This is a genomic window from Halodesulfovibrio oceani subsp. galateae, from assembly GCF_055397225.1.
Genome location: NZ_AP042453.1, coordinates 2,839,331 through 2,864,711 on the forward strand (window position 1 = coordinate 2,839,331; position 25,381 = coordinate 2,864,711).

19 protein-coding genes are annotated in these 25,381 nt (G+C 46.4%); 17 read left to right on the plus strand and 2 right to left on the minus strand.

Annotation, left to right across the window (positions count from 1 at the left end; genetic code table 11):
- The first annotated feature begins 116 nt into the window (after positions 1 to 116).
- From hpsG to ACZ5V1_RS12770, 9 genes are all read left to right on the plus strand, one after another.
- Positions 117 to 2,597 (plus strand): (2S)-3-sulfopropanediol dehydratase, encoded by a 2,481-nt coding sequence (gene hpsG / locus ACZ5V1_RS12730; protein WP_464389155.1) that lies wholly within the window; start codon positions 117 to 119, stop codon positions 2,595 to 2,597.
- A gap of 174 nt (positions 2,598 to 2,771) precedes the next feature.
- Positions 2,772 to 4,832 (plus strand): sigma-54-dependent Fis family transcriptional regulator, encoded by a 2,061-nt coding sequence (locus ACZ5V1_RS12735; protein ID WP_464389156.1) that lies wholly within the window; start codon positions 2,772 to 2,774, stop codon positions 4,830 to 4,832.
- A 324-nt stretch (positions 4,833 to 5,156) separates the two neighbouring features.
- The gene (locus ACZ5V1_RS12740; RefSeq protein WP_464389157.1) at positions 5,157 to 6,605 is read left to right on the plus strand and encodes a sodium:solute symporter family protein; all 1,449 of its coding nucleotides are present in this window, start codon (positions 5,157 to 5,159) and stop codon (positions 6,603 to 6,605) included.
- 412 nt (positions 6,606 to 7,017) lie between these two features.
- A complete protein-coding gene (locus ACZ5V1_RS12745) occupies positions 7,018 to 7,392 on the plus strand; it encodes a RidA family protein (protein WP_160711935.1) in 375 nt (124 codons plus the stop codon).
- 170 nt (positions 7,393 to 7,562) lie between these two features.
- Positions 7,563 to 8,678, plus strand: coding sequence for an NAD(P)/FAD-dependent oxidoreductase (locus tag ACZ5V1_RS12750; protein ID WP_464389158.1), 1,116 nt, complete (start codon positions 7,563 to 7,565; stop codon positions 8,676 to 8,678).
- Positions 8,679 to 8,709: 31 nt separating this feature from the next.
- Positions 8,710 to 9,003 carry a (2Fe-2S)-binding protein gene (locus ACZ5V1_RS12755; RefSeq protein WP_160711931.1) on the plus strand — a complete coding sequence of 98 codons (294 nt, stop codon included), beginning with the start codon at positions 8,710 to 8,712 and terminating at the stop codon, positions 9,001 to 9,003.
- Positions 9,003 to 10,385, plus strand: a complete 1,383-nt coding sequence (locus tag ACZ5V1_RS12760) for an FAD-dependent oxidoreductase (protein ID WP_464389159.1) — start codon at positions 9,003 to 9,005, stop codon at positions 10,383 to 10,385. Before ACZ5V1_RS12755 ends, ACZ5V1_RS12760 begins: the two co-directional genes overlap by 1 nt.
- Before the next feature lie 421 nt (positions 10,386 to 10,806).
- On the plus strand, positions 10,807 to 11,523 hold the full coding sequence (locus tag ACZ5V1_RS12765; protein ID WP_464389160.1) for an aspartate/glutamate racemase family protein: 717 nt from the start codon (positions 10,807 to 10,809) through the stop codon (positions 11,521 to 11,523).
- A 499-nt stretch (positions 11,524 to 12,022) separates the two neighbouring features.
- Entirely contained in the window at positions 12,023 to 12,400 is a 378-nt protein-coding gene (locus ACZ5V1_RS12770) for a nuclear transport factor 2 family protein (protein ID WP_160711927.1), read from the plus strand.
- 639 nt (positions 12,401 to 13,039) lie between these two features.
- Here ACZ5V1_RS12770 and ACZ5V1_RS12775 read toward each other — a convergent pair.
- A complete protein-coding gene (locus ACZ5V1_RS12775; protein WP_464389161.1) occupies positions 13,040 to 14,203 on the minus strand; it encodes a M20 family metallopeptidase in 1,164 nt (387 codons plus the stop codon).
- A gap of 198 nt (positions 14,204 to 14,401) precedes the next feature.
- On the opposite strand from ACZ5V1_RS12775, the gene ACZ5V1_RS12780 reads away from it, so the two are divergent.
- From ACZ5V1_RS12780 to ACZ5V1_RS12805, 6 genes are all read left to right on the plus strand, one after another.
- A complete protein-coding gene (locus ACZ5V1_RS12780; protein WP_464389162.1) occupies positions 14,402 to 15,973 on the plus strand; it encodes an ABC transporter substrate-binding protein in 1,572 nt (523 codons plus the stop codon).
- Positions 15,974 to 16,114: 141 nt separating this feature from the next.
- Positions 16,115 to 17,089, plus strand: a complete 975-nt coding sequence (locus ACZ5V1_RS12785; protein ID WP_160711921.1) for an ABC transporter permease — start codon at positions 16,115 to 16,117, stop codon at positions 17,087 to 17,089.
- A gap of 16 nt (positions 17,090 to 17,105) precedes the next feature.
- Positions 17,106 to 18,029: an ABC transporter permease gene (locus ACZ5V1_RS12790; RefSeq protein ID WP_464389163.1), complete on the plus strand. Its 924-nt coding sequence runs from the start codon at positions 17,106 to 17,108 to the stop codon at positions 18,027 to 18,029.
- Positions 18,026 to 18,991 carry an ABC transporter ATP-binding protein gene (locus ACZ5V1_RS12795; protein ID WP_464389164.1) on the plus strand — a complete coding sequence of 322 codons (966 nt, stop codon included), beginning with the start codon at positions 18,026 to 18,028 and terminating at the stop codon, positions 18,989 to 18,991. Before ACZ5V1_RS12790 ends, ACZ5V1_RS12795 begins: the two co-directional genes overlap by 4 nt.
- Positions 18,992 to 19,011: 20 nt before the next feature.
- Positions 19,012 to 20,019, plus strand: a complete 1,008-nt coding sequence (locus ACZ5V1_RS12800; protein WP_464389165.1) for an ABC transporter ATP-binding protein — start codon at positions 19,012 to 19,014, stop codon at positions 20,017 to 20,019.
- A gap of 516 nt (positions 20,020 to 20,535) precedes the next feature.
- Positions 20,536 to 22,665 carry a methyl-accepting chemotaxis protein gene (locus ACZ5V1_RS12805; protein WP_464389166.1) on the plus strand — a complete coding sequence of 710 codons (2,130 nt, stop codon included), beginning with the start codon at positions 20,536 to 20,538 and terminating at the stop codon, positions 22,663 to 22,665.
- A 71-nt stretch (positions 22,666 to 22,736) separates the two neighbouring features.
- On the opposite strand, the gene ACZ5V1_RS12810 is transcribed toward ACZ5V1_RS12805, so the two are convergent.
- The gene (locus tag ACZ5V1_RS12810) at positions 22,737 to 24,185 is read right to left on the minus strand and encodes an aminotransferase-like domain-containing protein (RefSeq protein ID WP_464389167.1); all 1,449 of its coding nucleotides are present in this window, start codon (positions 24,183 to 24,185) and stop codon (positions 22,737 to 22,739) included.
- Between the two features lie 116 nt (positions 24,186 to 24,301).
- Between ACZ5V1_RS12810 and ACZ5V1_RS12815 the strand changes: the two genes are divergently transcribed.
- Positions 24,302 to 25,039, plus strand: coding sequence for an AzlC family ABC transporter permease (locus tag ACZ5V1_RS12815; RefSeq protein ID WP_464389168.1), 738 nt, complete (start codon positions 24,302 to 24,304; stop codon positions 25,037 to 25,039).
- A complete protein-coding gene (locus ACZ5V1_RS12820) occupies positions 25,018 to 25,353 on the plus strand; it encodes an AzlD domain-containing protein (RefSeq protein WP_464389169.1) in 336 nt (111 codons plus the stop codon). The genes ACZ5V1_RS12815 and ACZ5V1_RS12820 overlap by 22 nt, the downstream gene beginning before the upstream one ends.
- Positions 25,354 to 25,381 lie beyond the last annotated feature (28 nt).

The following is a 25,381-nucleotide window of genomic DNA, read 5'->3' on the forward strand; positions in this document are numbered from 1 at the left end:
AAGAGAATCAAAATTTACTGCTGCTGAGCACACAGCGGCCGCAGCATTTTTAACCCACAGGTACCGCACATATTATATGTGTCGCCTACTTTGAACCTAATTCACAGGAGTCAGTTATGTCTTGTTGTGTATCACCTCACGAACAGCGTCTGCTCGATAAAATTGAAGGCAAAGAAGATATCTACCGCGCATCCCACCCGCGTGTATTTAAAATCCTCGAAACCTTCGACAACGTTCGTCCAATGATCGACATTGAACGTGCTAAATACTTCACCGAGTCCATGAAAGAGACCGAAGGTGAAATGCTCTGCCTGCGTTGGGCAAAAGCAATGAAGCACGTAGCTGAAAACATCACCGTTTACATCGACGAAGACAACCTCATTTGTGGTCGTGGTGGTGTAAAAGGTCGTTACGGTCTGCTCTACCCTGAACTTGACGGTGACTTCCTTGGTGTTGCAGTTGAAGATCTTCCAAACCGTACCGAGTCTCCTTTCTCTATTACTCCTGAAGATGCTAAAGTAGTAGTTGAAGAGATCGCTCCTTACTGGCAGGGCAAAACCTACCACGAAGCTCTCAACAAATCTTTCCCTGAAGAAGTTCACAAACTTTCTTACGATGATCCTGAAGGTCTTAACTCCCGCTTCATCGTTAACGAAACTTCTTCTTTCCGTTCTTCCATTCAGTGGGTTCACGACTACGAAAAGATCCTCAAACGTGGTTTCGGTGGCATTAAAGCAGAAGCTCTCGAAAAAATCGAAGCTCTCGATCCGCTTTCCCCTATCGATAACGTTGAGAAAAAACCTTTCCTCGAAGGTATCGTAATCGTTTGTGATGCAATCATCACTTGGGCTCGCCGTCACGCAGAACTCGCAGCTGAACTTGCTAAGAAAGAATCTGATCCAGTTCGTAAAGCTGAACTCGAGAAAATGGCTGAAGTTTGTGCTCACGTTCCTGAGCACCCAGCTCGTACTTTCCACGAAGCTGTTCAGTCCCAGTGGTTCACCCAGATGTTCTCTCGTATCGAGCAGAAAACTGGTACAATCGTATCTAACGGCCGTATGGACCAGTACTTCTACCCTTACTACCAGGCAGACGTAGAAGCTGGCATCCTCGACGACGAGAAAGCTCTTGAACTTCTCGAGTGTCTCTGGGTTGGTATGGCACAGTTCATCGACCTTTACGTTTCCCCTACCGGTGGCGCTTTCAACGAAGGCTACGCTCACTGGGAAGCAGTAACAATTGGTGGTCAGACTCCAGAAGGTCGCGACGCAACCAACGAACTGACTTACATGTTCCTTAAATCAAAACGTGAATTCCCGCTTCACTACCCTGACCTTGCAGCGCGTATTCACTCCCGTTCCCCAGAGCGCTACCTCGCTGACGTTGCTGAGACTATTAAGGACGGCTCCGGCTTCCCTAAACTCATCAACGATGAAGAAGTAGTACCTCTTTATGTTTCCAAAGGTGCAACCTTTGCTGAAGCATACGACTACGCTGTTTCCGGTTGTACCGAAGCACGTATGCCTAACCGCGACACATACACATCCGGTGGTGCATACATCAACTTCGTAGCAGCTCTCGAAATGGTTCTGCACAACGGCAAAATGCTCAAACATGGCGACGAAGTTCTCGGCCTCGAAACCGGCAACCCACTCGAAATGAACTCTTGGGACGAATTCTGGAATGCTTATGAAAAACAGCATCACCACTTCCTCAAGACTGCATTCTACCAGCAGTACGTGATCAACAACCTTCGTGCTAAGCACTTTGCTCAGCCAATGGGTTCCGCAATGCACGACCTCTGCATGAAGCATTGTGTTGATCTCCATACCCCACAGATTCCTGAAGGAATCAACATGGGTTACTTCGAGCACATGGGTCTTGGTACTCTCGTAGACTCACTCTGCGCTATCAAGAAACTCGTTTTCGAAGACAAAAAACTTACTATGAAAGAAGTTATCGAAGCTTGTGATTGCAACTTCGAAGGTAAAGAAGACGTTCGTCAGCTCCTCATGACCGCTCCTTGCTACGGCAACGACGACGTGTACGCTGATGAAGTAGCGAACAAAGTTGATAGCCTCAACGTTCTCTACGGTCAGAAATACGCTAAAGAACTCGGCATGCACAACGACGTACGTTACGTACCGTTCACCTCCCACGTACCTTTCGGTAAAGTAGTTGGTGCTTCTCCTAACGGTCGTCTTGCTTGGACTGCTCTCTCTGATGGTTCATCTGCATCTCACGGTGCTGACCACAACGGTCCTACCGCAGTTCTTCTTTCTAACTACACTTCTAAAAACTACGGCCACCGCGATCGCGCTGCTCGTATGTTGAACATCAAGTTCACTCCGAAGTGTGTTGAAGGCGAAGAAGGCACCGATAAACTCGTTTCCTTCATCCGTACTTTCTGCGACCTTAAACTCTGGCACGTACAGTTCAACGTTATCAACAAAGATACCTTGGTTGCTGCTCAGAAAGATCCAGAAAAATACCGTAGCCTTATCGTTCGTATCGCAGGTTACTCTGCATACTTCGTAGATCTGTCCCCAGATCTCCAGAACGACCTCATCGCACGTACTGCACACGAATCTGTTTAGTACAACGCAATAGATGATATAATGAGCCCCGGCACTTAGGTGTCGGGGCTTTTTATTTGTCTGATATTACTCAATTTATTCTCGCTTGCATTTACACTTTTTCTACGCAATACACAGGGTATACCGTAACAAAATGTTACACCTATTTTGCTTATTCTGTTGGGGGAAGAAGTAATGCCGAACAACCGTTCACGACACGACGCTGCTCAGAGCAGTGAGCTATTTGTAAGCACGCAATTCAAAGCGCGCAGCCATGTACAAATCATCGAAGAATCCCACGCTCGTTCCAGAGCAGCGGGAATCGACCCTAATCAAACTTCTGCTCCTGAAAAATATAAAATATCACCCGAAATGCTGCGGCAGCGGATAAAAGACAGCCAGCCGTTCTACGACCTTGTGACCACACAGATGTCCACCTTGTACCGAATTCTACAGGGTTCAGGTTTCTGTATGGCTGTTGCTGATGCAGACGGATATGTTCTCCATACGTTGGGAGATGCTCACCTGCTCGCGCATTACAAGAAAGGTAACTGCATGCCCGGTTATCTTTGGACAGAAGAAGCTGTAGGTACTTGCGGTATCGGCCTCGTTCTCATTGAAGGCATCCCTATTCAAATTTCCGGTAAAGAAATGTTCTGCAAACGCGCGCATCAGATTACCAACTCTGCCACGCCAGTACATGACAACAACGGCAAGCTCCTTGGCGTCATTGCCTTGAGCGGCTTAGCCAGCGCTGTACATATTCACACGCTCGGTATGGTTATTCTCACCGCAAAGGCAATTCGATCTCAGATTGGTGAGATTGAAAAAGCACGCGAAATAGCAATCCGAAACACATATATGACTGCACTTATGGAATCCGACCAGCGAGGGATCATTACTCTCAACGGTGATGGAGATATTGTTCAGATCAATAAAAAAGCTACAGCGCTTCTTGGACTTGATCAAAGCAATGCAAGCAGCGCTTCTCTTCACAGTCAGGATTCTCAAGAGTCCCTTAATATTTCTGCGCTCACACGCACACGCATGAACTGGAAGCAGACCCTGCACTCCAAACAAGGATTCACAGAAAGGGAAGTAACATTCATTCGTGGCGATTCGCGCTTTCAACTTGTCTGCACTCTCGACCCTATCACAATGCCTGATGGCGAAAGTGCAGGCGGTATGCTCTTAGTCGTTGAACACGACAGGATCTTGCAATTAGCAAACGAAATGGCGGGTTCTCAGGCTCGTTTCACGTTCAACTCTATCATCGGTTCCAGTTCATCACTTGAAGAAGCTAAAAAGGTTGCAAACGCAGCCGCACGCGGTGATGCAGCAGTGCTCCTTCATGGCGAAACCGGCACGGGTAAGGAATTATTTGCGCAGGCAATTCATAATGCCAGCCCAAGACACAACAAACCATTTGTTGTCATCAACTGCGGTGCTATTCCTAACGAATTACTTGAAAGTGAATTGTTCGGGTATGTGGAAGGTGCATTTACCGGAGCACGTAAAGGCGGACGCCCGGGTAAATTTGAATTGGCAGATGGCGGCACACTGTTCCTAGATGAAATCGGGGACATGCCCCTTGATATGCAGGTAAAAATTTTACGAGCTTTGCAATCCGGCGAAGTAAACCGTGTCGGAGATATGCAAACCATAAAAGTTGATCTGCGCATTATTGCCGCAACCAATGTAGATCTCGACACAGCAATTAAACGCGGAACCTTCCGTGAAGATTTATTCTACCGTATCAGTACATTGAATATTACAATTCCACCGCTGCGTGATCGTGGAAATGATGTGCTGACACTTGCCGAAGCATTTCTTCACCGAATCCGCCCTCGTCTCGGGAAGCCTGATCTGGAATACAGCAGCTCTGCCCTGCAGGCATTTTCACAGGCCACATGGCCCGGCAACATCCGCCAGCTCGAAAACGCTGTGGAACGCGCAGTAAACATTTGTGAGCAACGTGTGATCATGCCGGATGACCTTGGACTTGATTACACAGACACGCGAACAGCGCAGAATATTGCGTCTGGCAGTGACCATTCAAACCACGCAAATGTTCCGGCAGAAGTCGCTAATTTGGATACAAATAGTGAAGCAATGTTGGGAGAAATGGAACAGGCACTTATCGCGCGCTTGATGGATGAAAATGATAGTAACATCAGCAAAGTAGCACGCTCTCTCGGTGTAAGCAGACCGACACTGTATAGAAAGCTTAAAAAATATGACCTTTCACAAAACTGATGTAACATATCATTACATGTAAAGATTCGTTACACACTGAGTCATTGCACAAAAACAATTTTGTTATTTACCGAAAACAGGGCGCTCCAGCCCTGTTTTTTTATTGAACATTCACTCAACTGTAATATAATATTACAGATTAAGCAGCAATCACAATTTCTGCACTATTTTAAGAATATCATACAGTTACACTCACAAAATCAAGTGGTATACTCCTTGCTCATAGCAAATGCAGTCTTTGAATAGTGTGCGAAAATAATCTCGCTATTCTGTCATTTGTTGACGACTTTATGTCGATTAGCGATCAAACAATGAGGAGTATGCATGGGACTTCACTGGTTAGACATGCTCGTAGTATTTCTTTACTTCGGGCTTGTCATTTGGATGGGCATCTACACAATGAGTAAGGTCGAAAACTTCGACGATTACGCTGTTGCTGGTCGTAGTGTGCCAACTGCGATTCTGTTTGCTACAATCGCTGCAACACTGTGTGGTGGTGGTGCAACGATTGGTCGAATTGCCTTTATGCATAAGACAGGCATTATTGTATTTGCTGGTCTTATCGGGGTAGTAATCAACCAGTTCTGGTCCGGCTTTTTCATCGCAGGCAAAGTGCGTGAAGCCGGTAAAAACATTTACAGTATTGGTGACATATTTGGCCTGTATTATGGTCGTATGGGACGCCTTTTTTCAAGTATCGTAGCATTTATGTTCTGCCTCGCGCTGTTCGGGGTTCAGATTCTTGCTATGGGTCGAATTCTTCAGACCGCCACAGGCATGGATATTATTCCAGCCGCAATTCTTTCTTCCGTTATTACTGTTGCCTACACATGGTCCGGCGGTATGCTGGCGGTAGTACTGACAGACGCTGTCCAGTACGTTGTTCTCGCAGTCGGTATCTCCTTGTGTGGTATCCTCGCTATGAACAATGCCGGTGGTTACGACCACATCATGGAAGTGCTGCATTCAACACCTGAAATGGCAGCCAAGCTCCAGCTATTTGCAGATTGGACTCCGTTACAATTCTTAGGATTATTCCTGGCGTTCCTGCTTGGTGAATTCTGTGCTCCGTACTTTATTCAGCGATACGCAACGGCAAAATCCGCAAAAGAATCGAAAAAAGGTGTTCTCATCTTTGCCGGTTACTACGGCTTCTTCCTTGCTACAACAGCAGGTATCGGCCTTGCTTCCCTCGTTCTGCAACCAAACGTAGAGCCTGGTCTTGCAATGACCAACCTTGTTCGTGACACATTACCTATGGGGCTTGCCGGTATCGTATTCGGTGCACTGCTCGCTGCGGTTATGTCCACTGGTGACTCCTTCATCAACACTGCTGCTGTTATCTACACTCGTGACATCTATAACGAATTCATCAACAAAGCGGCATCACAGAAGGAAATGCTCAAGCAGTCCCGTTGGGCTACTTTGATCATCGGTGGTGGTTCTATCGCCGTTGCTGTCCTTTTCCAGGATGTATTCGGTCTCATGGTCTACGTATTCAAACTCTGGCCATCAGCCGTTCTTCCTCCACTGCTTATCGCCCTTTCCGGTAAACTCGGTACAATCAAGATCTCTCCATACGCTGGTGCACCTGCAATTGTCTTCGGCCTCGCATCCTGTCTTATCTGGGGTGATAAAGTGCTGCACGAGCCATATGGCATCCCGGCTAACCTTGTTGGTATTCTTGTTAACTGTGCCGTTCTGTTCATCGTTCATATGGCAACCAAAAACAAAGAGCCTAAAGGTGCATTCGTACCTGAACAGCTTCTTTAGGAGGAATTATGGAAGTTATCGTTAAATACGTTATCTATGCCTCCTTTGTACTCAACATCATTTGTGGCGCATGGGTAGCCGTAAACGTTGTAGGTTGGGTAAAAAGCTTAGGCAAAAAAGATTAGAATAAGCGGCCGCCTGCGCTGCAGGCGGCCATTATTTTCAATTATGTGCCCTGTTGAATTACACAGTCAAATTGCACAACAATCAGATTCAACAAAACGACAGGGCCAACCTGCTGATTCTACATAAAAAAGATTGCAATTTTTTGCTTCGATTTAATCGTAAGCGTACATGTGGTGCCTGCGTTCTAGGAAAATCCTTCATAGCGCCAGAACGCAGGCCACCATTATCCATCGGCACTTTAAGGTTCAATGAACCATGAGTACCCAGAACAAAAAGGATTCATACAATGTCTGCAATTACACGACACGGAACACACCCAAGACTTCCTGTTTCTAACGCGGTGGAAGCAAATGGTTGGCTTTACGTTACCGGTCAGGTTCCTCGCGATGCAAAAGGTGAATTAAACGCCGGCAGCATGATTGATCAGGCTCGCCTCACTTTAACGAACCTTGTCACTGTCATCACCAACTCCGGCTACGAAATGAAAGACGTTGTACGCGTAGGCGTATGGATTGATGACCCGCGTGACTTTGCTGAATTTAATAAAGTTTTCGCTGAATTCTTCGACATTGAGCACGCACCGGCACGAGTAACCATTCAGGGAACTATGATGTGCGACTGCAAGATTGAAGTTGACGCAATAGCTTACAGAAAGCCGTAACATGGCGTACTTCCGGCGGCATAAACCTTGCCGGAGTAACTCTGCCAGCTACTTTTTTTCTATTTACTCATTATCTCCAGATTACGGAGACTGCACCGGAAATCTGGATGCTGCTTAAAAATATTTTTTAGCAGATACGACGTTACTGCAGGAAAAAAGAGGATCGCATAATGCGACAGAATTTTGATGTGCTCATTGTGGGCGGCGGCGTCACCGGCGCAGCTGTGGGCTACGGGCTTGCTAAAAAAGGGGTCAGCGTTGGCGTAGTAGACGCAACACCTCCTGTAGACAGAGCCTCCCGAAGCAACATGGGGCTCGTCTGGTGCCAGTCAAAGGCGCTGGGCAATAGAGACTATGTTGAATGGTGCTTCAATTCTTCCAAGCTTTTTGGCGACCTTGCCAAAGATCTTAAAGAAACTTCCGGCATCGACATCGAATACACCGAGTCCGGCGGCATTATCCCCTGCCTTGGTGAAGAAGAATTTACAAAACGCAGTGACTATCTTGACGCGCTCCGTAAAGAAGCAGGCGATGAAGGATATCCCGGCACAATGATGACTCGTGAAGAGCTTGAAGAAAAGCTCCCTAACGTCACATTCGGCCCGAACGTTACCGGCGGAACATGGTGTGCAGAAGACGGCCTTGTGGAGCCGTTGAAACTGATGTTCGCATTACGTCATGGTATAACCAACCTTGGCGGCACGCTTATTCCGGACACCAACGTGATTGATGTAGTCAAAACAGACTCCGGCTACCTTATTACAACAGACAAAGGTAAGATTGAATGCACCCGTCTGGTACTTGCGGGTGGTCTTGGCAACCGTCAGCTCGCCGGTAAATTCGGCGTCGACGTTCCTGTTGTTCCGAACAAAGGACAAGTTTTCCTTACAGAACGAGTTCCGGACATTCTGCCATCACCGCTTCTCGGCATCACCCGCACACGCGGTGGCACAATCATGATCGGTTTCGAGCATGAATACGTGGGAACAGACACTTCGCTCCATTCCGAAAAATTCTGCCATGTTGCAAAATGGGCAACAGACATCTGGCCTGCTCTTGCAGATCTTCGCATCATCCGTACATGGAGCTGCCTGCGAGTTTGGCCGAAAGACGGTTTCCCGATTTACGATAAAATCCCGGGACACGAAAACGGCTTTATTCTTAATGCCCACAGTGCTGTTACCCTCGCTGCTATCCATGTCGCTGAATTGCCTGATTACATTATGGGCAACGATATCTGCAAAACCGCAGCTAGCTTTACGCTTTCACGTTTCGACGAGAAGTAGCTCGCCGTAGTCTTTATTTGGAGCTTTTTTCATGTCTACAAACAAAACTAATACGCAGGACACCGTAACCATCTATTTTGAAGATGAAGCACTTACCGTTCCTGCAGATATTTCTGTAGCTGCTGCCGTTCTCGGCCCCGGCCATGCCGGACACACCGGCAAAAACCCTGTAAAAGGTGACAACCGTGCTCCTGTATGTCTCATGGGCGTTTGCTTTGAGTGCATGATGGAAATCGACGGTGTCCCTAACCAGCAGTCCTGTCTCGTTACTGTACGTGAAGGAATGAAGGTTAAACGCCAGAATACCCTCAGGGAGAAATACTAATGCAGCAGCAGTATGACTTACTCGTTATCGGCGCAGGCCCTGCGGGTCTTTCTGCCGCAAGCGCAGCCGCTGAAAATGGTCTGGATGTAGTTCTTCTTGATGAGCAGGAGTTGCCTGGCGGTCAGATTTACCGCTCAGTATCCGGCAAAAATTCAAGCAAAAACTTTCTGTCTAAAGAAGACCGTAATGACGGTCTCGAGCTTGTAGGCCGCTTCAACAATAGCGGCGCACTCTATCTGCCAAAGACAACAGTATGGGACGCAGAACCTGGACGCGTACTTTGCAGCACCGAAGGCACGGCACGTGAAATTAAAGCCCAGTGTATCATTGTTGCCACTGGCGCAATGGAACGCCCTGTACCATTCCCCGGCTGGACTACACCGGGGGTAATGAGTGCGGGTTCTGCCGACCTTTTATACAAAAGTGCAGGTATGGTACCGCACGGCCCTGTTGTCATTGCGGGCAACGGCCCTCTTATTCCGCTGGTTACAAACCATCTTACGGAATTGGGTGTTGAAATCGCAGGTGTTCTGGATACAAGCCCCATCCAGAACAAAGCCACATCCATGCTGCACATGCCACAAGCCTTGGTTGATGTTCCTTTCCTTTTGAAGGGACTCAAAATGGTAGTGAACATGTTCCGCAGCGGCGTAAAGCAGTACATGGGTGCCAGTGACATCAAGGCAGAAGGTGATGAACAACTTAAAAGAGTTACCTTCAACCACGGTGGCAAAACCAAAACACTCGAAGCAGCAACCTTGCTTGTCCACGAAGGCATGCTTCCACGTACGCACGTTTCCCGTATGCTTCAGCTTGAGCATGAATGGGATAAAACACAGCGTTACTGGTATGCAAAAACAGACAAATTCGGTCGCTCCAGCAAAGACTCCATCTACGTTGTAGGTGACGGACAGAAAGTCCATGGTGTTTATGCTGCCGCTGCCAAAGGCGAGCTTGCCGGTATCGATGTTGCCCGTCATATCAAAAGACTCAACGAAAGTGCCGCACAGCTTCAAATTAAGCCAGCTAAGAAGCGCCTCTTCAAAGCCCTCGCACCTCGTGGCTTTGTTGATGCATTCTTTGCACCTAAAAAAGGCCTGTTCGACGTTGCTGACAACGTACTTGTCTGCCGATGCGAAGGCGTAACTGCAGGCGATATTCGTCAGGCTGTCAAAGAAGGCTGCCACGACGTGAACGAAATAAAATTACGTACTCGTTGTGGCATGGGGCCTTGTCAGGGACGAATGTGCGGCGCAGCGCTTGCTGAAATTGCAGCAGAAGCACTGGGCAGTGAAGTTCCTAATGTTGGAGCATTGAACATTCGTCCACCAATTAGACCGATTACAGTTCGTGAATTACGTGATTTTCCCGAAGCAAAGTAATTAGAAACAACGTAAGGTTACTTACAAAGCATTGCTTTATTGATTGAGACAAGCCTGTGCAGTGCAAAACGTGACAAAAAGTCAAATCGCAACATCCATACGCTACGATTTTTTTGAAACAGTCAGCTCAGTGCAGCTTTGTATCAACCTTTACGTTTCTTTCGTCATTTGAAGTTGTTCCGGTATTCCACCACTATCCCAGTGGATGCTTGCCTCCTCATAGACAACACATTGCCACAACCGGCTGCAATGCATTCACTGTCTATCGGACAACGACAACTGACAGTTATTTAGCCAAGGACGCATGGAGTGATTCTTCCGCAAAGCTCCGGCACGGATACGTTAGCAAAAGTCCGTGCCGGTCACTCCTCAGCCTTTGCCACTCTAGGCTGAGTCTAACTTTTTTGTTTGGAGAAATGTTATGTTGAAAGGCGGCTACTTATATCAAGACGTACCAGTGGGTATCATTTGCCTTGAATCTTCTTTCGCGAAGCCAAAAGGTCACCTGCGCAACCATTACACGTTTAATTTTCCGACAGTGCACAAGGTTCTCAAAAACATTGATATCCCTCGCCTGCTTTTTAATCCGACACCGGATCTCATGCAGCCGTTTATTGATGCAGCAAAAGAACTTGAAGCTGAAGGCGTAAAAGCCATCACCGGAAGTTGTGGCTTTATGGCTCGCTTCCAGCAAGAAATTGCAGCGGAAGTAAACATTCCAGTGCTCGTTTCAAGCCTCGTGCAAGCTCCAATGGTTCGCACAATGCACGGTAAAGATGCCAACATCGGTATTCTGACCGCAAGCAACAAAGCGCTCACAGAAGCACACTTCAAAGGTGTTAATTCCGACATTAATGACTTTGTCATCAAAGGCATGGAAGGATACGATTACTTCTGGAATACCATCATTGAAGGCAGAAACGACGATATCGATATGGATCGCATGGAAGATGAAATCTGCGACGCAGCCGACACTCTTGTAAAAGAGCACAATCTTGATGCACTCATCCTCGAATGCACCGATCTTCCGGCGTTCTCACACGCTGTTCATAAACGTGTCGGCCTTCCAGTATACGATATTAACGCACTCATCGAATACGCAGCATTTTGCGTTCGCCGTCCCGATTATCGAAAATAGTTTTTACTAAGTTTGTATTACATTACCGCTGTCCATCAGCAGCCTTTTTGCAGGTGCTCTTTGTCCCACGAAGTTTCATGACCTCCAGACAATGTAATAACAGCTTATTTAAGCCTTACATATTTTTTGTAAGGCTTTTTTCATTGTATTATTCAAATTTGAATAGATTTAAAACTGCATTGCTTAACATTGTTGCAGTATTGAAACCACCGTACACCATTCTCTACCTGCGCATTTCTTTTCTACAACACGGTCTTTTCGGTGGACAACATTTTTTAGCTATCCTAACATCCAATCCCATAGAATCAATCTATGCAGAGATATGATTTCATAATAGGGAACCGTGTTCCCTTGGTCGATTCTGGCTGAATTTTGCGACAGAACAAACAGTATACTTTTACCGAAAAACACAGCTAGCGCATCTAGGGTCTGTGTTTTTCGATAGCAGCAGATATCGCCCATAACGATACCCGCTGTTTCCCTCTGCAAGGAAAAAGACATGCAAGCTGAAATTAAAGAAATTATTGAATTTTTAGAAACTTACTTTGTAATGCTTTACGAAGGTGACGCAGATACCATGGAAAAAGTTTTCCATCCCGGCGCTCACATTTCATTTATCGATAACGGCGAAGTAACAATCGCAGGCCGCGACGTTCTTAAAGGACGTATCGCAAGCCGTCAGTCTTCCAAAGACGCTGGTGTGGCACGCGAAGACAACATTCTCGCTATCGATTTCATCAACGCTAACTACGCTATGGTTAAAGTTAACCTCGTAATCGTTGATCGCCTCTTCACCGACTACCTTTCTCTTATCAAGAACAACGGTGAATGGATTATCGTTTCCAAAACTTTCCACTCCGAGCCAATCGCTAAGTAAGCAAACCGCAACGAGTACTTCTGTTTCTGGCGTAAGAGTTTTTACACTTACCTACATGTTCTGTCGCAACGTTCAGCCGGAATACACGGCCAAAAGAAAAGGTGGAGTATCAAGTACTCCACCTTTTTGTGTCTTCGATGCTTTTCTGTCTCCGACAGCGGGCTTGGACGAGCCTCCGGTTGTCTTCGACTACGCTTATCAGCGGAATGTCTCCGACGGGCAAGGGCTCTGCCCTGCACCCGCAAGGGGCTTGCCCCTTGACCCCGATTATACGTGATTTCAGTTCGTAACTTATCTCGTTAGAAGCCACGAAAAAGCTACCTCGCTTTTATCGTATCAAAGGTATTTTAGCGGGTGAGGCAAACAAGAGGGTAATCTTTCCGAGAGTTGGTTTCACTGTCTGAATAAATAACAAAGGCTGTCCTTCATACGAAGGACAGCCTTTTCTCAGTTAACGAAAGGTAGTGGAGTATAAGCCGCGTGATCATATAAACAACGGGCTGGTCTCGCATAATAAAAAGTTTGAAGGGGGGTCTGGGGGGAAACTTGCAAAGTTTCCAGCCCAGCCGCCGGAGGCAGCGTCGCAGGCTCGCCAAAGGCAAACACCGTAGATTCGCCGAAGGCTACCGCTATCGCAACTTATTTGCAGCAGTACAAATCCCAAGCCTTGGCAATAACGAGCGTTGCGAGGACTGCTCGCTCCGGAACAGTGCTAGATACTAGATATTCATCCACAGAATGTAGCTTGCCGCCTATGGGGCCGATTCCGTCGATGACTGGAATTCCGGTCTGAGAAATAAAGTTTGCGTCGGAACCGCCGCCGCACTGGGCACATTGAATGTCGTACCCGTGCTTGGTGCCAATTTCTTTGATCATGTCATAGAGGCCGAGGATTGCATCGTTGGTGTCCATTGAAGGACGCGCAGTAATGGTTCTGACGGTGCATGATGTACCTTTGGTGAACGGCTTTGCTGCAAGCTGTTGAACAGCTTCCCATACTTTGTCGCCGCTATCCTTCTTGGTGTAACGAAACTCGACAATGGCACGCGCTTTTTCGGATACGGTGTTGGCTCCAACCCCGCCCTCAATTTTGCCGACATTAACGCTTAGTCCTTGAGGAAGATCATTGAGTTCTTCGAGTGCTTGGATCTGCCGCGCGAGCTCGAGAATTGCACTGACCTTAGCTGCTCCGACGTTTCCTGCATGTGCAGCTTGGCCTGTAACTTCCAGCTCAAAAGTCATGCGCCCTTTCCTACCGATAACTAGCTCACCGCCTGCTCTGGTAGATTCGAGCACGAATCCTACAAAACTGTTTCTGGCTTCTTTCAAAATGAGTTCAGAAGAATTAATTGAGCCAGTTTCTTCGTCAGAATTGCAGATGAAGACTATGGACATATCTTGAAGCAGCTTAAGAGCATCGAGCGCTTTTAAAACATAAATACCTTCAACAAGACCGCATTTCATATCTGCCACACCGGGACCATAGAAATTTGTGTCATCGTGCGTGAAAGTATTGAATCCAAGCTCTGGAGGGAAAACGGTATCCATGTGACCACACATAAGAATACCCTTTTTGCCTTCCTTATGAAGCTGCGTTTCAATTATGAGATTGTCTCCTGCCTGCTCGCTGGACTCGCGGCGAACATGCAGTCCTATTGCTTCGCATTCTTCCTGAATGACCGAAGCAACTGCATTCACACCTTCTTTGTTTCCAGTATAACTATTTATTTCAACTAATTTTTTAAGCAGTAAGACCATGTTTTGTTCATGCTCATTGATGAACTTTCGTACATTCTTAATCACATCTAATTCCTTACTTTTTTGTCAGTTTCAGCAAGACAGAAATTACTTTTTATTGTATGCACAGTTAGGCAGGTTTAGATATAATCACCGCAAAAAAGCGGCGACTCATGCGGATTTCTTCAGACTCTCTTGATTCTCAAGCTTATTTCTCGTATAGTCGCGCGGTTTTGAGTGAGACTAACAAGCAAGGAGATATTTATGCGTAATAAATTTATGGCTATCGTCACCGTCTGCATGCTGCTGCTCGTATGCGCCTCCGGTGCATTTGCACAGACGTTGACTATCGGTCTGAAAGGTGAACCTACCTCTCTTGACCCGCATTTCCATAACGTGAATGCAAACAACGAACAGGCAATTTATGTTTTCGACAAACTTATCCGTCAGGATGAACGTCAGAAACTGATGCCGGGCCTCGCTGTTTCCTGGTCTCCAGTAAGCGATAATGTATGGGAAGTTAAACTCCGCGAAGGCGTTACTTTCCACGACGGCTCTCCGTTTACTGCAGAAGACGTTAAATTTACCATCGAACGTATCCCTACTGTTCCTAACAGCCCGTCTTCTTTCACAGCCATGGTTAATGCCATTAAAGAAATTGAAATTGTGGACCCGCTTACTATCCGCTTCCACACTGATGGCCCTTCCCCGCTTCTTCCACGTAACCTTGCAACTTTCAACGTTATTTCTAAAAAATACGGTGAAGGCGCTACCACAGCTGACTTTAACTCAGGTAAAGCAACTATCGGTACCGGCCCTTACATGTTGGTTGAATGGAAACGCGGTGACTCCATTATCTACAAACGTAACGATAACTACTGGGGCGAAAAACAGCCTTGGGAAACCATTATTGCTAAGCCTATTACTAATGATGGTACACGTGTAGCAGCGCTTAAATCCGGCGACGTTGATCTCATCAACTTTGTTCCACCGGCAGACGTTGCTCACCTTTCTAAAGACTCAAGACTCACTCTTGCTAAGTCTCCATCCACACGTCTTATCTACTTGCACCTTGATTCTGACCGCGATGATTCACCTATGGTGACTGACAACAACGGTAACAAAATCAAAAACCCTTTGAAAGACGTACGCGTACGTAAAGCAATTTCTAAAGCAATTAACCGTAAAGCTATCGCTGCACGCATCATGGAAGGCCTTGCTGTTCCTGCCGCACAGATGGTTCCTGAAGGTTACGAGGGCACAAGTAAAAATCTTAAGCCTGAAGCATATGACCCTAAAGGCGCTAAAGCTCTGCTCGCAGAAGCTGGCTACCCTGACGGTTTTAAAATCACCATCCACGGCCCTAACGACCGTTACGTAAACGATGGCGATATCGCACAGGCAATTGCTCAGATGCTGACCAAAGTTGGTATTAAAACTGAAGTAATCACAATGCCTAAGAGTGTTTACTTCGGCAAAGCTTCCAAACTTGAATTCAGCCTCATGCTTCTTGGTTGGGCCACTGACACCGGTGAGCATTCCAACTGCCTCAGCGCTCTGCTTCACACATACGACAAAGATAAAGGCTTCGGTTCTGCTAACCGTGGTCGCTACTCCAACCCTAAGGTTGACCAGCTGCTTGAAGAAGCACTCGTTACTGTTGATCCTAAAAAACATAACGAACTTCTCATTGAAGGTGTTGAAATCAGTCTTGGTGAAGTAGGCATTGTCCCTGTTCACTATCAGGTAAACGTTTGGGGTATGACAAAAGACCTCGACTACAAAGGCCGTACTGACGGTTACACCCTTCCACGTCATATCAGTGTTGTGAAATAGCATCTTGGTTTAGCTTTACATCACGACACTGTTGTGTCGATCATAAGCTACTCTTATTGTTATAATTCTGAAGGGGCGTGACCATCACGTCCCTTCAGCCTGTTTTTACCCCTTTTGGCTTTTTTGGAGCGTCATCAATTTATGCTCGCTTTCCTCATACGTCGCATTTCGCAGAGCGCTGTTGTTCTGCTCGTTATGTCCCTATTGGTTTTTGTAGGCGTATTCTACATCGGTAACCCTATCGATATCCTGATTGCACCAGACGCAACTCCGGCTGAATACGCACGCGCTGTCCATGAACTGGGACTGGATAAACCACTGTGGGATCAGTACGCCATTTTCCTTAAAGGCGCACTCCACGGTGATTTTGGTAACTCCTTTGTATACAACGAACCGGCTCTCAAGGTTATTCTTGATCGTCTTCCGGCTACATTGGAACTTGCGTTTACCGCCATGTTTATCGCTGTAATTTTTGGTATTCCACTCGGTATGGTTGCCGGTATGAAAGCAAACCACTGGATTGGACGCAATATTATGCGTTTTTCCATTCTTGGTTTCAGCCTGCCAACATTCTGGGTCGGGCTTATGCTTATTATTATATTCTCGGTACAGCTAAACTGGCTGCCATCAGGGGGACGAGGCGAAACGGTAATGCTGCTAGGCATACCAGTAAGCTTCCTGACGCTTGGCGGTCTTGCGCATCTTATTTTGCCAGCCACCAACCTCGCCCTTTTTAAAACTTCTCTTGCCATCCGCCTTACACGCGCCGGTGTGCAGGAAAACATGCAGATGGACTACGTAAAATTCGCCCGCGCAAAAGGTTTATCAGAAACCCGCGTTATCGGGCTGCATGTTATGAAGAATATCATGATTCCTGTTATTACAGTTCTCGGTATGGAGTTCGGTAGCCTTATTGCGTTTGCAGTAGTTACTGAAACTATCTTTGCATGGCCGGGAATGGGTAAGCTGGTTATCGACTCCATCGGCGTACTTGATCGTCCGATTATCGTTGCCTACCTGCTCATCACCGTAACTATGTTCATCATCATTAACCTGATTGTGGACATTATGTACTCCATCCTTGACCCGCGTGTTCGCCTCGGTCAGGAACGATAACCGCAAGGACTCTGATATGGCAGAAAATATTACAGAAGCTACTGCTGTGGCTCCGGCGGTTCAAAATGAATCCCTGTTCCTAGAGGCAGTAAAAGAGTTTTTTGAAAACCGTGTGGCAGCTCTCGGACTGGTCATTCTTATTGTTATGATCGGTGTTGCGCTGTTTGCGCCATACATTGCACCACAAAACCCGTACGATTTGATGTCTATTGATATTATGGACGGCAAGCTCGCACCGGGTTCCACTTCATTCGATGAATCCATGTCTTTCTGGCTTGGTACAGACAGTCAAGGTCGAGACATGTACAGCTCTATCCTTTACGGGCTGCGTATTTCTCTTGGTGTAGGTGTTGTATCTACCTTTGTCGCTCTGGTTATCGGTGCAGTTATCGGACTGTGGGCTGCTTATGTGGGCGGTAAAACAGATTCCGTCATCATGCGTATTGTTGACTTACAGCTCAGCTTTCCGGCAATTCTTGTGGCACTTATCCTGCTGGCAATTCTCGGTAAAGGGGTTGATAAAATCATCCTTGCCCTGATTCTGGTTCAGTGGGCGTATTATGCCCGTGCCATTCGCTCCAACGTGCTTGTTGAGCGCAGCAAAGAATATGTTGAAGCAGCAAAATGCCTTGCCTTACCGCAACGCAGAATCATGTTTTCGCATGTATTACCGAACTGTACTCCGGAACTTATTGTAATTTCGACCGTAAAAGTAGCGAGTGCCATTGCACTTGAAGCAACCCTTTCCTTCCTTGGTCTTGGTATGCCTATTACTGAGCCATCTCTGGGTCTGCTTATCTCCAACGGTTTTAAATACCTGCAGAGTGGATACTACTGGATCAGCTTCTACCCGGGCGTTGCCTTGCTTATCCTTATTGTAAGCATCAACCTTGTTGGTGACAGATTACGTGACGTTCTGAACCCGAGGTTGAAACGATGAGCACTCCACTTCTTGAAATCAAGCATCTTAAAACACACTTTTTCACCCGTGCCGGTGTGGCAAAAGCCGTTAACGGCATTTCCCTCAATATCGATAAGGGTGAAGTTGTGGGTATTGTCGGCGAATCCGGCAGTGGTAAATCCGTAACAGGCTTTTCCATTATGGGACTTGTGGATGAACCGGGTCGCGTTGTTGGCGGGTCGATCAAATTCAAAGGTCGTGAACTGTTAACACAGTCGGTTGAAGAATGGCGCAGTTTCCGCGGAAACGAAGTTGCCATGATCTTTCAGGACCCGATGATGACGCTGAACCCAGTTCTGCGCATCGACACTCAGATGATCGAAGCAGTACGGGCACATAAAAAAGTCAGCAAAGCAGAAGCGCGGAAGCGTGCAATTGAAGCGCTGGCAATGGTGAGTATTCCATCCCCTGAAGAACGGATTAAAGCCTACCCACATCAGTTCTCCGGCGGTATGCGTCAGCGAGTTGCCATCGCAACAGGTTTGGTAAACCGTCCTGATCTCATCATTGCGGACGAACCGACAACCGCGCTGGACGTAACAATCCAGAGTCAGATTTTGTCTGAGATGCAGCAGCTTTGCCGCAAAACAGGCATGTCTCTCATGTGGATTACGCACGACCTTACTGTAATTGCCGGTCTGGCAAACCGTGTCGCTGTTATGTACGCAGGTAAAATTATCGAAGAAGGCACGGTTGAAGCTGTTCTCGATAAGCCACTGCATCCGTATACCGAAGGTCTTGTCGGATCTGTGCCGAGCCGTAACCATCGCGGTGAACCGCTCTACCAGATTCCAGGTATGACGCCTTCCCTTATCAATCTGCCGGATGGCTGTTCCTTCCGCATGCGCTGTCCTAAAGCGACAGATATATGCTTATGTGAACCGCCTGTGACAGAAGTAAGCGACGGCCGCCGTGTCTGCTGTTTCCACCCAAACCTGTAATCCATGCAACGGAAACGTATATGAACGATAACAATACACCTTATCTTCGATGTGAAGGACTAAGCCGCGTTTTTGTAAAGAAGCTCGACTTAGCCGGACGTATTGCCCGTTCCCTTGGTTCCAACTTGCGTGAGGAACGGGTACAGGCAGTTGATTCAGTAAATCTCTCTGTTATGCCGGGCGAAGTGCTCGGTCTTGTAGGAGAATCCGGCTGTGGTAAATCCACTCTCGGGCGTATGCTGTGCGGCATTCTTCCGCGTAGTGAAGGCAAAATTTATTACAAGGGGCAGGATGTTGATACGCTGAAGGGTCAAGACCTTAAAGAGTACAATATTAACGTGCAGATGATCTTTCAGGACCCGTTTGCATCACTTAATCCGCGTAAGCGTGTTCGCAATATTATTGGTGAGGCTCCGCTGTATCATAAGCTGACCACCTCTTCCGAACTTGATGGCTACCTTGAGAAAGTTATGCTTCGCTGCGGTCTTGATCCATCATATACACACCGCTACCCGCATCAGTTTTCCGGTGGTCAGCGCCAGCGCATCGGCATTGCCCGCGCTATGGCTGTGCAACCGGAATGCCTTGTCTGCGATGAATCCGTAGCAGCATTGGACGTGTCCATTCAGGCACAGATTCTGAACCTCTTTATGGATTTGCGTAATGAGTTGAACCTGACATGTTTGTTCATCAGTCATGATCTGGGTGTTGTTGAGCACATCTCCGACAGAATTGCGGTTATGTATCTCGGACGCGTTGTTGAAGTGGCATCAGTAGATGACATATTCAACAGTCCGTTCCACCCATACACTCAGGCATTGCTGGATGAAGTACCGCGCCTTGACCGTCGCGGGGTTGATTTCAGCCCGCTGGAAGGTGAAATTCCTTCACCATTGGACCCGCCGTCCGGTTGCCATTTCCATCCACGTTGCCCGCACGTCATGGACATATGCCGAAAGGCAGCTCCGGTAGATACTAAAATTGCTCCGGGTCGTAGAGCATGTTGCCATTTGGCCACAATGCCATAACTCGAAAAATGCTACACACTATCTTTAGTGTGACAAGTACACACAAAAACGGCTCTGTATAAACAGAGCCGTTTTTTTATGAGCTATACGATTCCACATAACACTCCCTTTGAGCGCAACCCACTATTTCAATATATTTTCCTCAAATCTTTTCTGCTAATAAAAAAATTGTTTCTTAATCTATTATCAAAGTTATATTGTCTATTTTACAATTAACTGCATCAGAATGAAGAAATTCACACACCTTCTCCATATCCTAATCGCTTTTTTTTCCTTACTAAAGACATCTTTTATAATTTTCCACCTGCTATGTAAAAAATGTAAAAATACGTATTTTCGATTAAAGCAAAACGGTTGCTCACCGAGAAGTTTATTAGGAAAAAACCCATAATATGAAAGAAAAAACTTTTTAGAATCATTATGCACGATTCTATTTTGTTCCTGTCATATTAATTCACTACACTCGCCTTAATCTTGTAATGAATACTTACTAGCCTCACCACACTGGAGGGAACTATGCAGTTCAAATCTCTTAAAATGAAACTTCTATTAATCATTTCGGGATGTTCGATTGTATTCATAGGAGGGTTACTTGCGGTAACCATTAATTTCACGCGTACTGCAGCTATTGAAACTGCGCGTGTCATGACACAGGATGCTGCGGAAAAACAGGCACTGCTCGTTAAACAAGAATTTGACGAGGGCTTTGCTGTTGCTCGTACTCTGGCGAACACAGTCGAAGGGGTAAAATCTTACCAGAACAAACCGGATCGCGAACACGTTGCCCGCATCATGAAGCAAATTGCGCTGAAACAGCCCAGACTGTACGGTGTATGGATGGCCACAGAGCCAATGGCTTTTGACGGGGAAGACAGCCGGTATGAAGATGATGGAAAATTCAGCGCTGCCGACGGCAGGTTTATTCCGTACTGGAGTAAGTCAGACGGAGCAATGGATCTGGCACCGTGTACCGACCTCAACGGCACTTGGTACACCTACAGTCGTGATACTCGCGAAGAAGCAGCAACAATTGTAACAGAGTATACCAGCACCGCTGGTTCAAAATACAGTGTATCCAGTCTTTCCGTACCTGTTCTCATAAATGGCAAGGCCATCGGCGTTGTAGGTGTAGATTTATCCGCTGGATTCTTAAAAAATATTGTTAACGACATTAAAGCATTTGACGGCAATTGCACCATGAGCTTGATTGCTTTTGACGGCAATATTCAGGCTGCTACCCGCAAGCCGGAACTGTTCGGGCAGTCTTTTGCGTCATCAGTTCAAGGCGGCGGCCCGTTGCTTCAACAAGCAATGCGCGGTGACGTTACTGTAAGCGAAACAGACAAAGAGTTACGTGTATTAGTACCCGTACACTTTGGTAATTCTCAGAAAAACTGGGTTGTTTCATTGTCGGTTCCAATGGACATTGTACTTGCACACGCAAATCAGATTACCAGAACTCTTCTCATAACCGGTATCGCCGGTCTGCTGGTTGCCCTCGCAGGTATTTTCTACCTTGTTACACTTATCTCACGACCAATTATCGAAACCTCTTCTGTTATTTCCCAAATTGCTGAAGGCGATCTTACTGTCCGCTGTAATCCAAAAGGACAGGATGAAATTGCTGAAATGCAGAATGCTGTAAACAGCATGGCAGGAACTCTTCAGAAAAACATGGAAGAAATCGATAAGAATATGAAAGAGGTTCAGCTCCGTTCTGAAGAAGCTGAGCGTGCCACGGCAAGAGCTGAACAGGCGCAAGAAGAAGCAATTAAAGCACATCGCAACGGTCAACTTGCCGCTGCTGGTCAGCTTGAAGTGTTAGTCCATAACCTGACCGATGTTTCTTCTGAACTCGATACACAAGTGCGAACAACTTCTGAAGGTGTTGAACAGCAGGACTCACGTAACAGTGAAACTGCAACAGCTATGGAAGAAATGAACAGTACAATTCTGGAAGTAGCTCGAAACGCTTCTGAAGCTGCAAACAGTGTTGAATCCGTTTACCATGAAGCACAGTCCGGCCTGAAAGTTGTCGGACAATCTGTTTCCACGATTCAGAATGTATACTCACTCAGTGAACATCTCAAAAAAGAAATGGGCGAGCTTGGCGGACAGGTTGAATCTATCAGCGACATCTTGAATGTGATCAGTGACATCGCTGACCAGACAAACCTACTGGCATTGAACGCAGCGATTGAAGCCGCACGTGCCGGTGATGCTGGACGAGGGTTCGCAGTTGTTGCGGATGAGGTTAGAAAGCTTGCTGAAAACACAATGGAAGCAACCAGACGTGTCGGCAATGCAATTCAGACCATCCAGTCTGGAACTCATCAGAATATTGATGCAATGACCAACACTGCCAAAGCTGTTGAAGAAGCCACCAAACTTGTAACGGAATCCGGTGATGCTTTCGGACGAATTGTCTCAAAAGTTACTCCGGCAACCGATCAGGTTAGAGCCATCGCAACGGCTGCAGAACAGCAATCAGCTGCCAGTGAAGAAATTACTCAGGCAATCGATGAGATTAGCCATATTTCCACTGTCACAGCTGATAAAATGCAACAGGCAAAGCAATCAGTAGACACCCTTTCCGGCGTTTCTGATTCACTTAAAGGCATGATGCACACCCTGCAAAAAGGCTAGTCAAATAAAGACAAAGCCCCTGTCCGCATATTGCAGGCAGGGGCTTTTTTATTAAGAAATCAAAATATTGCTCAGCTGTTTTGTTCAATCTGCTCTTTTGCAAGACGTCCGATTGTCTCCAACCCTGCGCGCATATCCTCATTCCAGAATCCGACACAAGATAGGCGAATAAAGTTAGTAAAGCTATCGCTCGTAGAAAAGATAGCACCCGGTGAAATACTGATATTGTATTTTTTTACATCAAAAAAGAGCTTTGTTCCGTCTACCTTTTTCGGTAATTCCACCCACAGAACACCGCCGCCTTTAGGCTGCGTTGCTCGCGTTCCTTCTGGAAAATATTCCGGAAGATACTGCTGCATCGTGCTGCGTTGATTGCAGATACAGGTGCGTAATTTTCGCAGGTGCCTATCGTAAAGCCCTTCTTCAAGATATTTTCCCACTGCTAATTGAGTAGGTGTGGAGCAGGAAACATTTGTTGTTGCCTTGATCTCAAGAGCCTTATCCAGCTTCTTACCCGGAATCATATACCCCACACGAAATCCCGGTGCAATTGTCTTAGAAAAAGAAGAACAATGAATAACATTTCCTGTCTTATCAAAAGATTTGAGAGGACGCGGACGTCCGTCTGTATCGCAATACAAATCTCCGGATACGTCATCTTCAATCAACGGTATATGGTATGACTCACAAAGGGTAACTATCTCTTTCTTTACAACATCAGGAATAAGCGAGCCGTCAGGGTTATTAAAATTGGGTGCAAGAATACAAGCTGCGATATCAAAACGAGAAAAAGCTCTGTCCAGATCACGCGGAGAAACTCCGTTCGTCGGGCAGGATGCCACTTCAATAGCTCTCAAACCAAGATTTTCCAGCAGCTGAAGAAAACAAAAATATGTTGGAGACTGAATAACAACGTTGTCACCGGGACGCGTGGTGGAACGTAACGCCAAGTACAGTGCTTCCATTGCACCGAAGGTCACCAGAACATCATTGCTGGTAACCCGACAGCCGTGTTCCTGCATACGCCAGCTGACCTGTTTGCGAAGCAAAGGATTTCCCTGAATCGACTCATAGCCCACAATATCCTGCCCACTTGACCGCAGAACAGAATTCATTATTCGAGCCAGCGCCTTATGAGGGAGCAATGAGCTATCTGCACAGATACAGCCAAACGGAAGCATCCCCTTCTCACCGACAATGCCAAGGACAGTTTGAATAAGTTGCGTCCTACTCAAGTTCCCTCTCTGCACATTGTGCTCTGGAGAATCCGGAATAGGTAAGTGGGCAACTTTCTGCCGCACGTAATAGCCGGAACGGGGTCTTGCTTCAATTATCCCTTTCTTTTCCAACTCCATGTATGCATGAGTTACAGTCGCAAGCGACACATGCATTTTTTGACTGATATCGCGTAATGACGGAAGCTTTTCGCCCACATCAAATCGCCCTGTTTCGATCATATCAATCAAATAATGCTCTAAATTCTGATATTTAAAATCTTTTGAAATCACCTGCATAGTCATACCTGTCTGCTTTTTCTAATCTGTACTTATCGTTTTTTGTAAAAACTGCATCTGTTATGTTGTCAGATTTCATGTTTCAATTCAAGCAGATTGAAACGCATTAGAAGGAATTAGATATGCAAAGTGAAGTAATTGAAAACACAGCTACATCCGAAAATTATGAAAGGAGCTCTCTGCGCTCAGGCATAATGGATGGGTTCAAGCAGGCCATCCCGATTATCGTGGGCTTTATCCCTGTCGGATTTACATTTGGCGTGCTTGCTACAAAAAACGGACTTCCTGGACACATGACCGTACTCATGTCGTTTCTTGTTTTCGCAGGCTCCTCACAGTTTATTGCTGTCAGCCTGTTTGCGGCATCCATGTCGCCAATTACAATTATCATTACAACTTTTATTGTTAACCTACGGCATTTCCTTATGTCAGCAGCCATAGCTCCGCATCTTTCAAAAATTCCAATGTCGCGAAAGCTACTCTTTGGTTTTCAACTAATAGATGAGAGCTTTGCCATACATATGGCAAATATAGACCGCAATAACTTTGGTGAAACACAGGCAGTCACAGTTAACTGCATCGCGCATTTTTGTTGGGTAACAGGCACCCTCTTAGGCGTATGTGGTTCACATCTTGTTGCTGACATTAGACCACTCGGCTTTGATTACGCGCTACCTGCCATGTTCGTCGTATTACTGATTTGGCAAATTAAATCGAACATGCATGCAATCGTGGCGCTCATTTCAGCCGGAGCAGCCATAGGATTATATCTGGCAGGCGCAGAACAGCTTTGCGTTATCCTTGCCGCTATCATCGGAGCAACAGCAGGAGTTGTGTTATGCAATATTCGCAAGAAGTAATTTTGCTGACAATAGTTGGTATGATGGTCGTTACTTATATCCCTAGATTACTACCGATTGCTCTTCTTTCTAATAAACAATTTCCAGCCATTGTTACCCAGTGGCTCAGCTATGTTCCGGCAGCAATCTTAAGTGCCTTGCTCGCCCCGTCTTTGTTTATTCATGAAGGTGATTTTTCTCTTTCGTTTGACAACATGTACCTATGGTCCTCGATACCTGTATTCATTGTTGCCATCCGTACAAAAAGTTTTTTCGGAACTATCGTGACTGGAATGATTGTTATTGCCGGCTGGCGTTACGTTCTGGCTATGTAGCCAAACTCAACGAAATGTTATTTGTCCG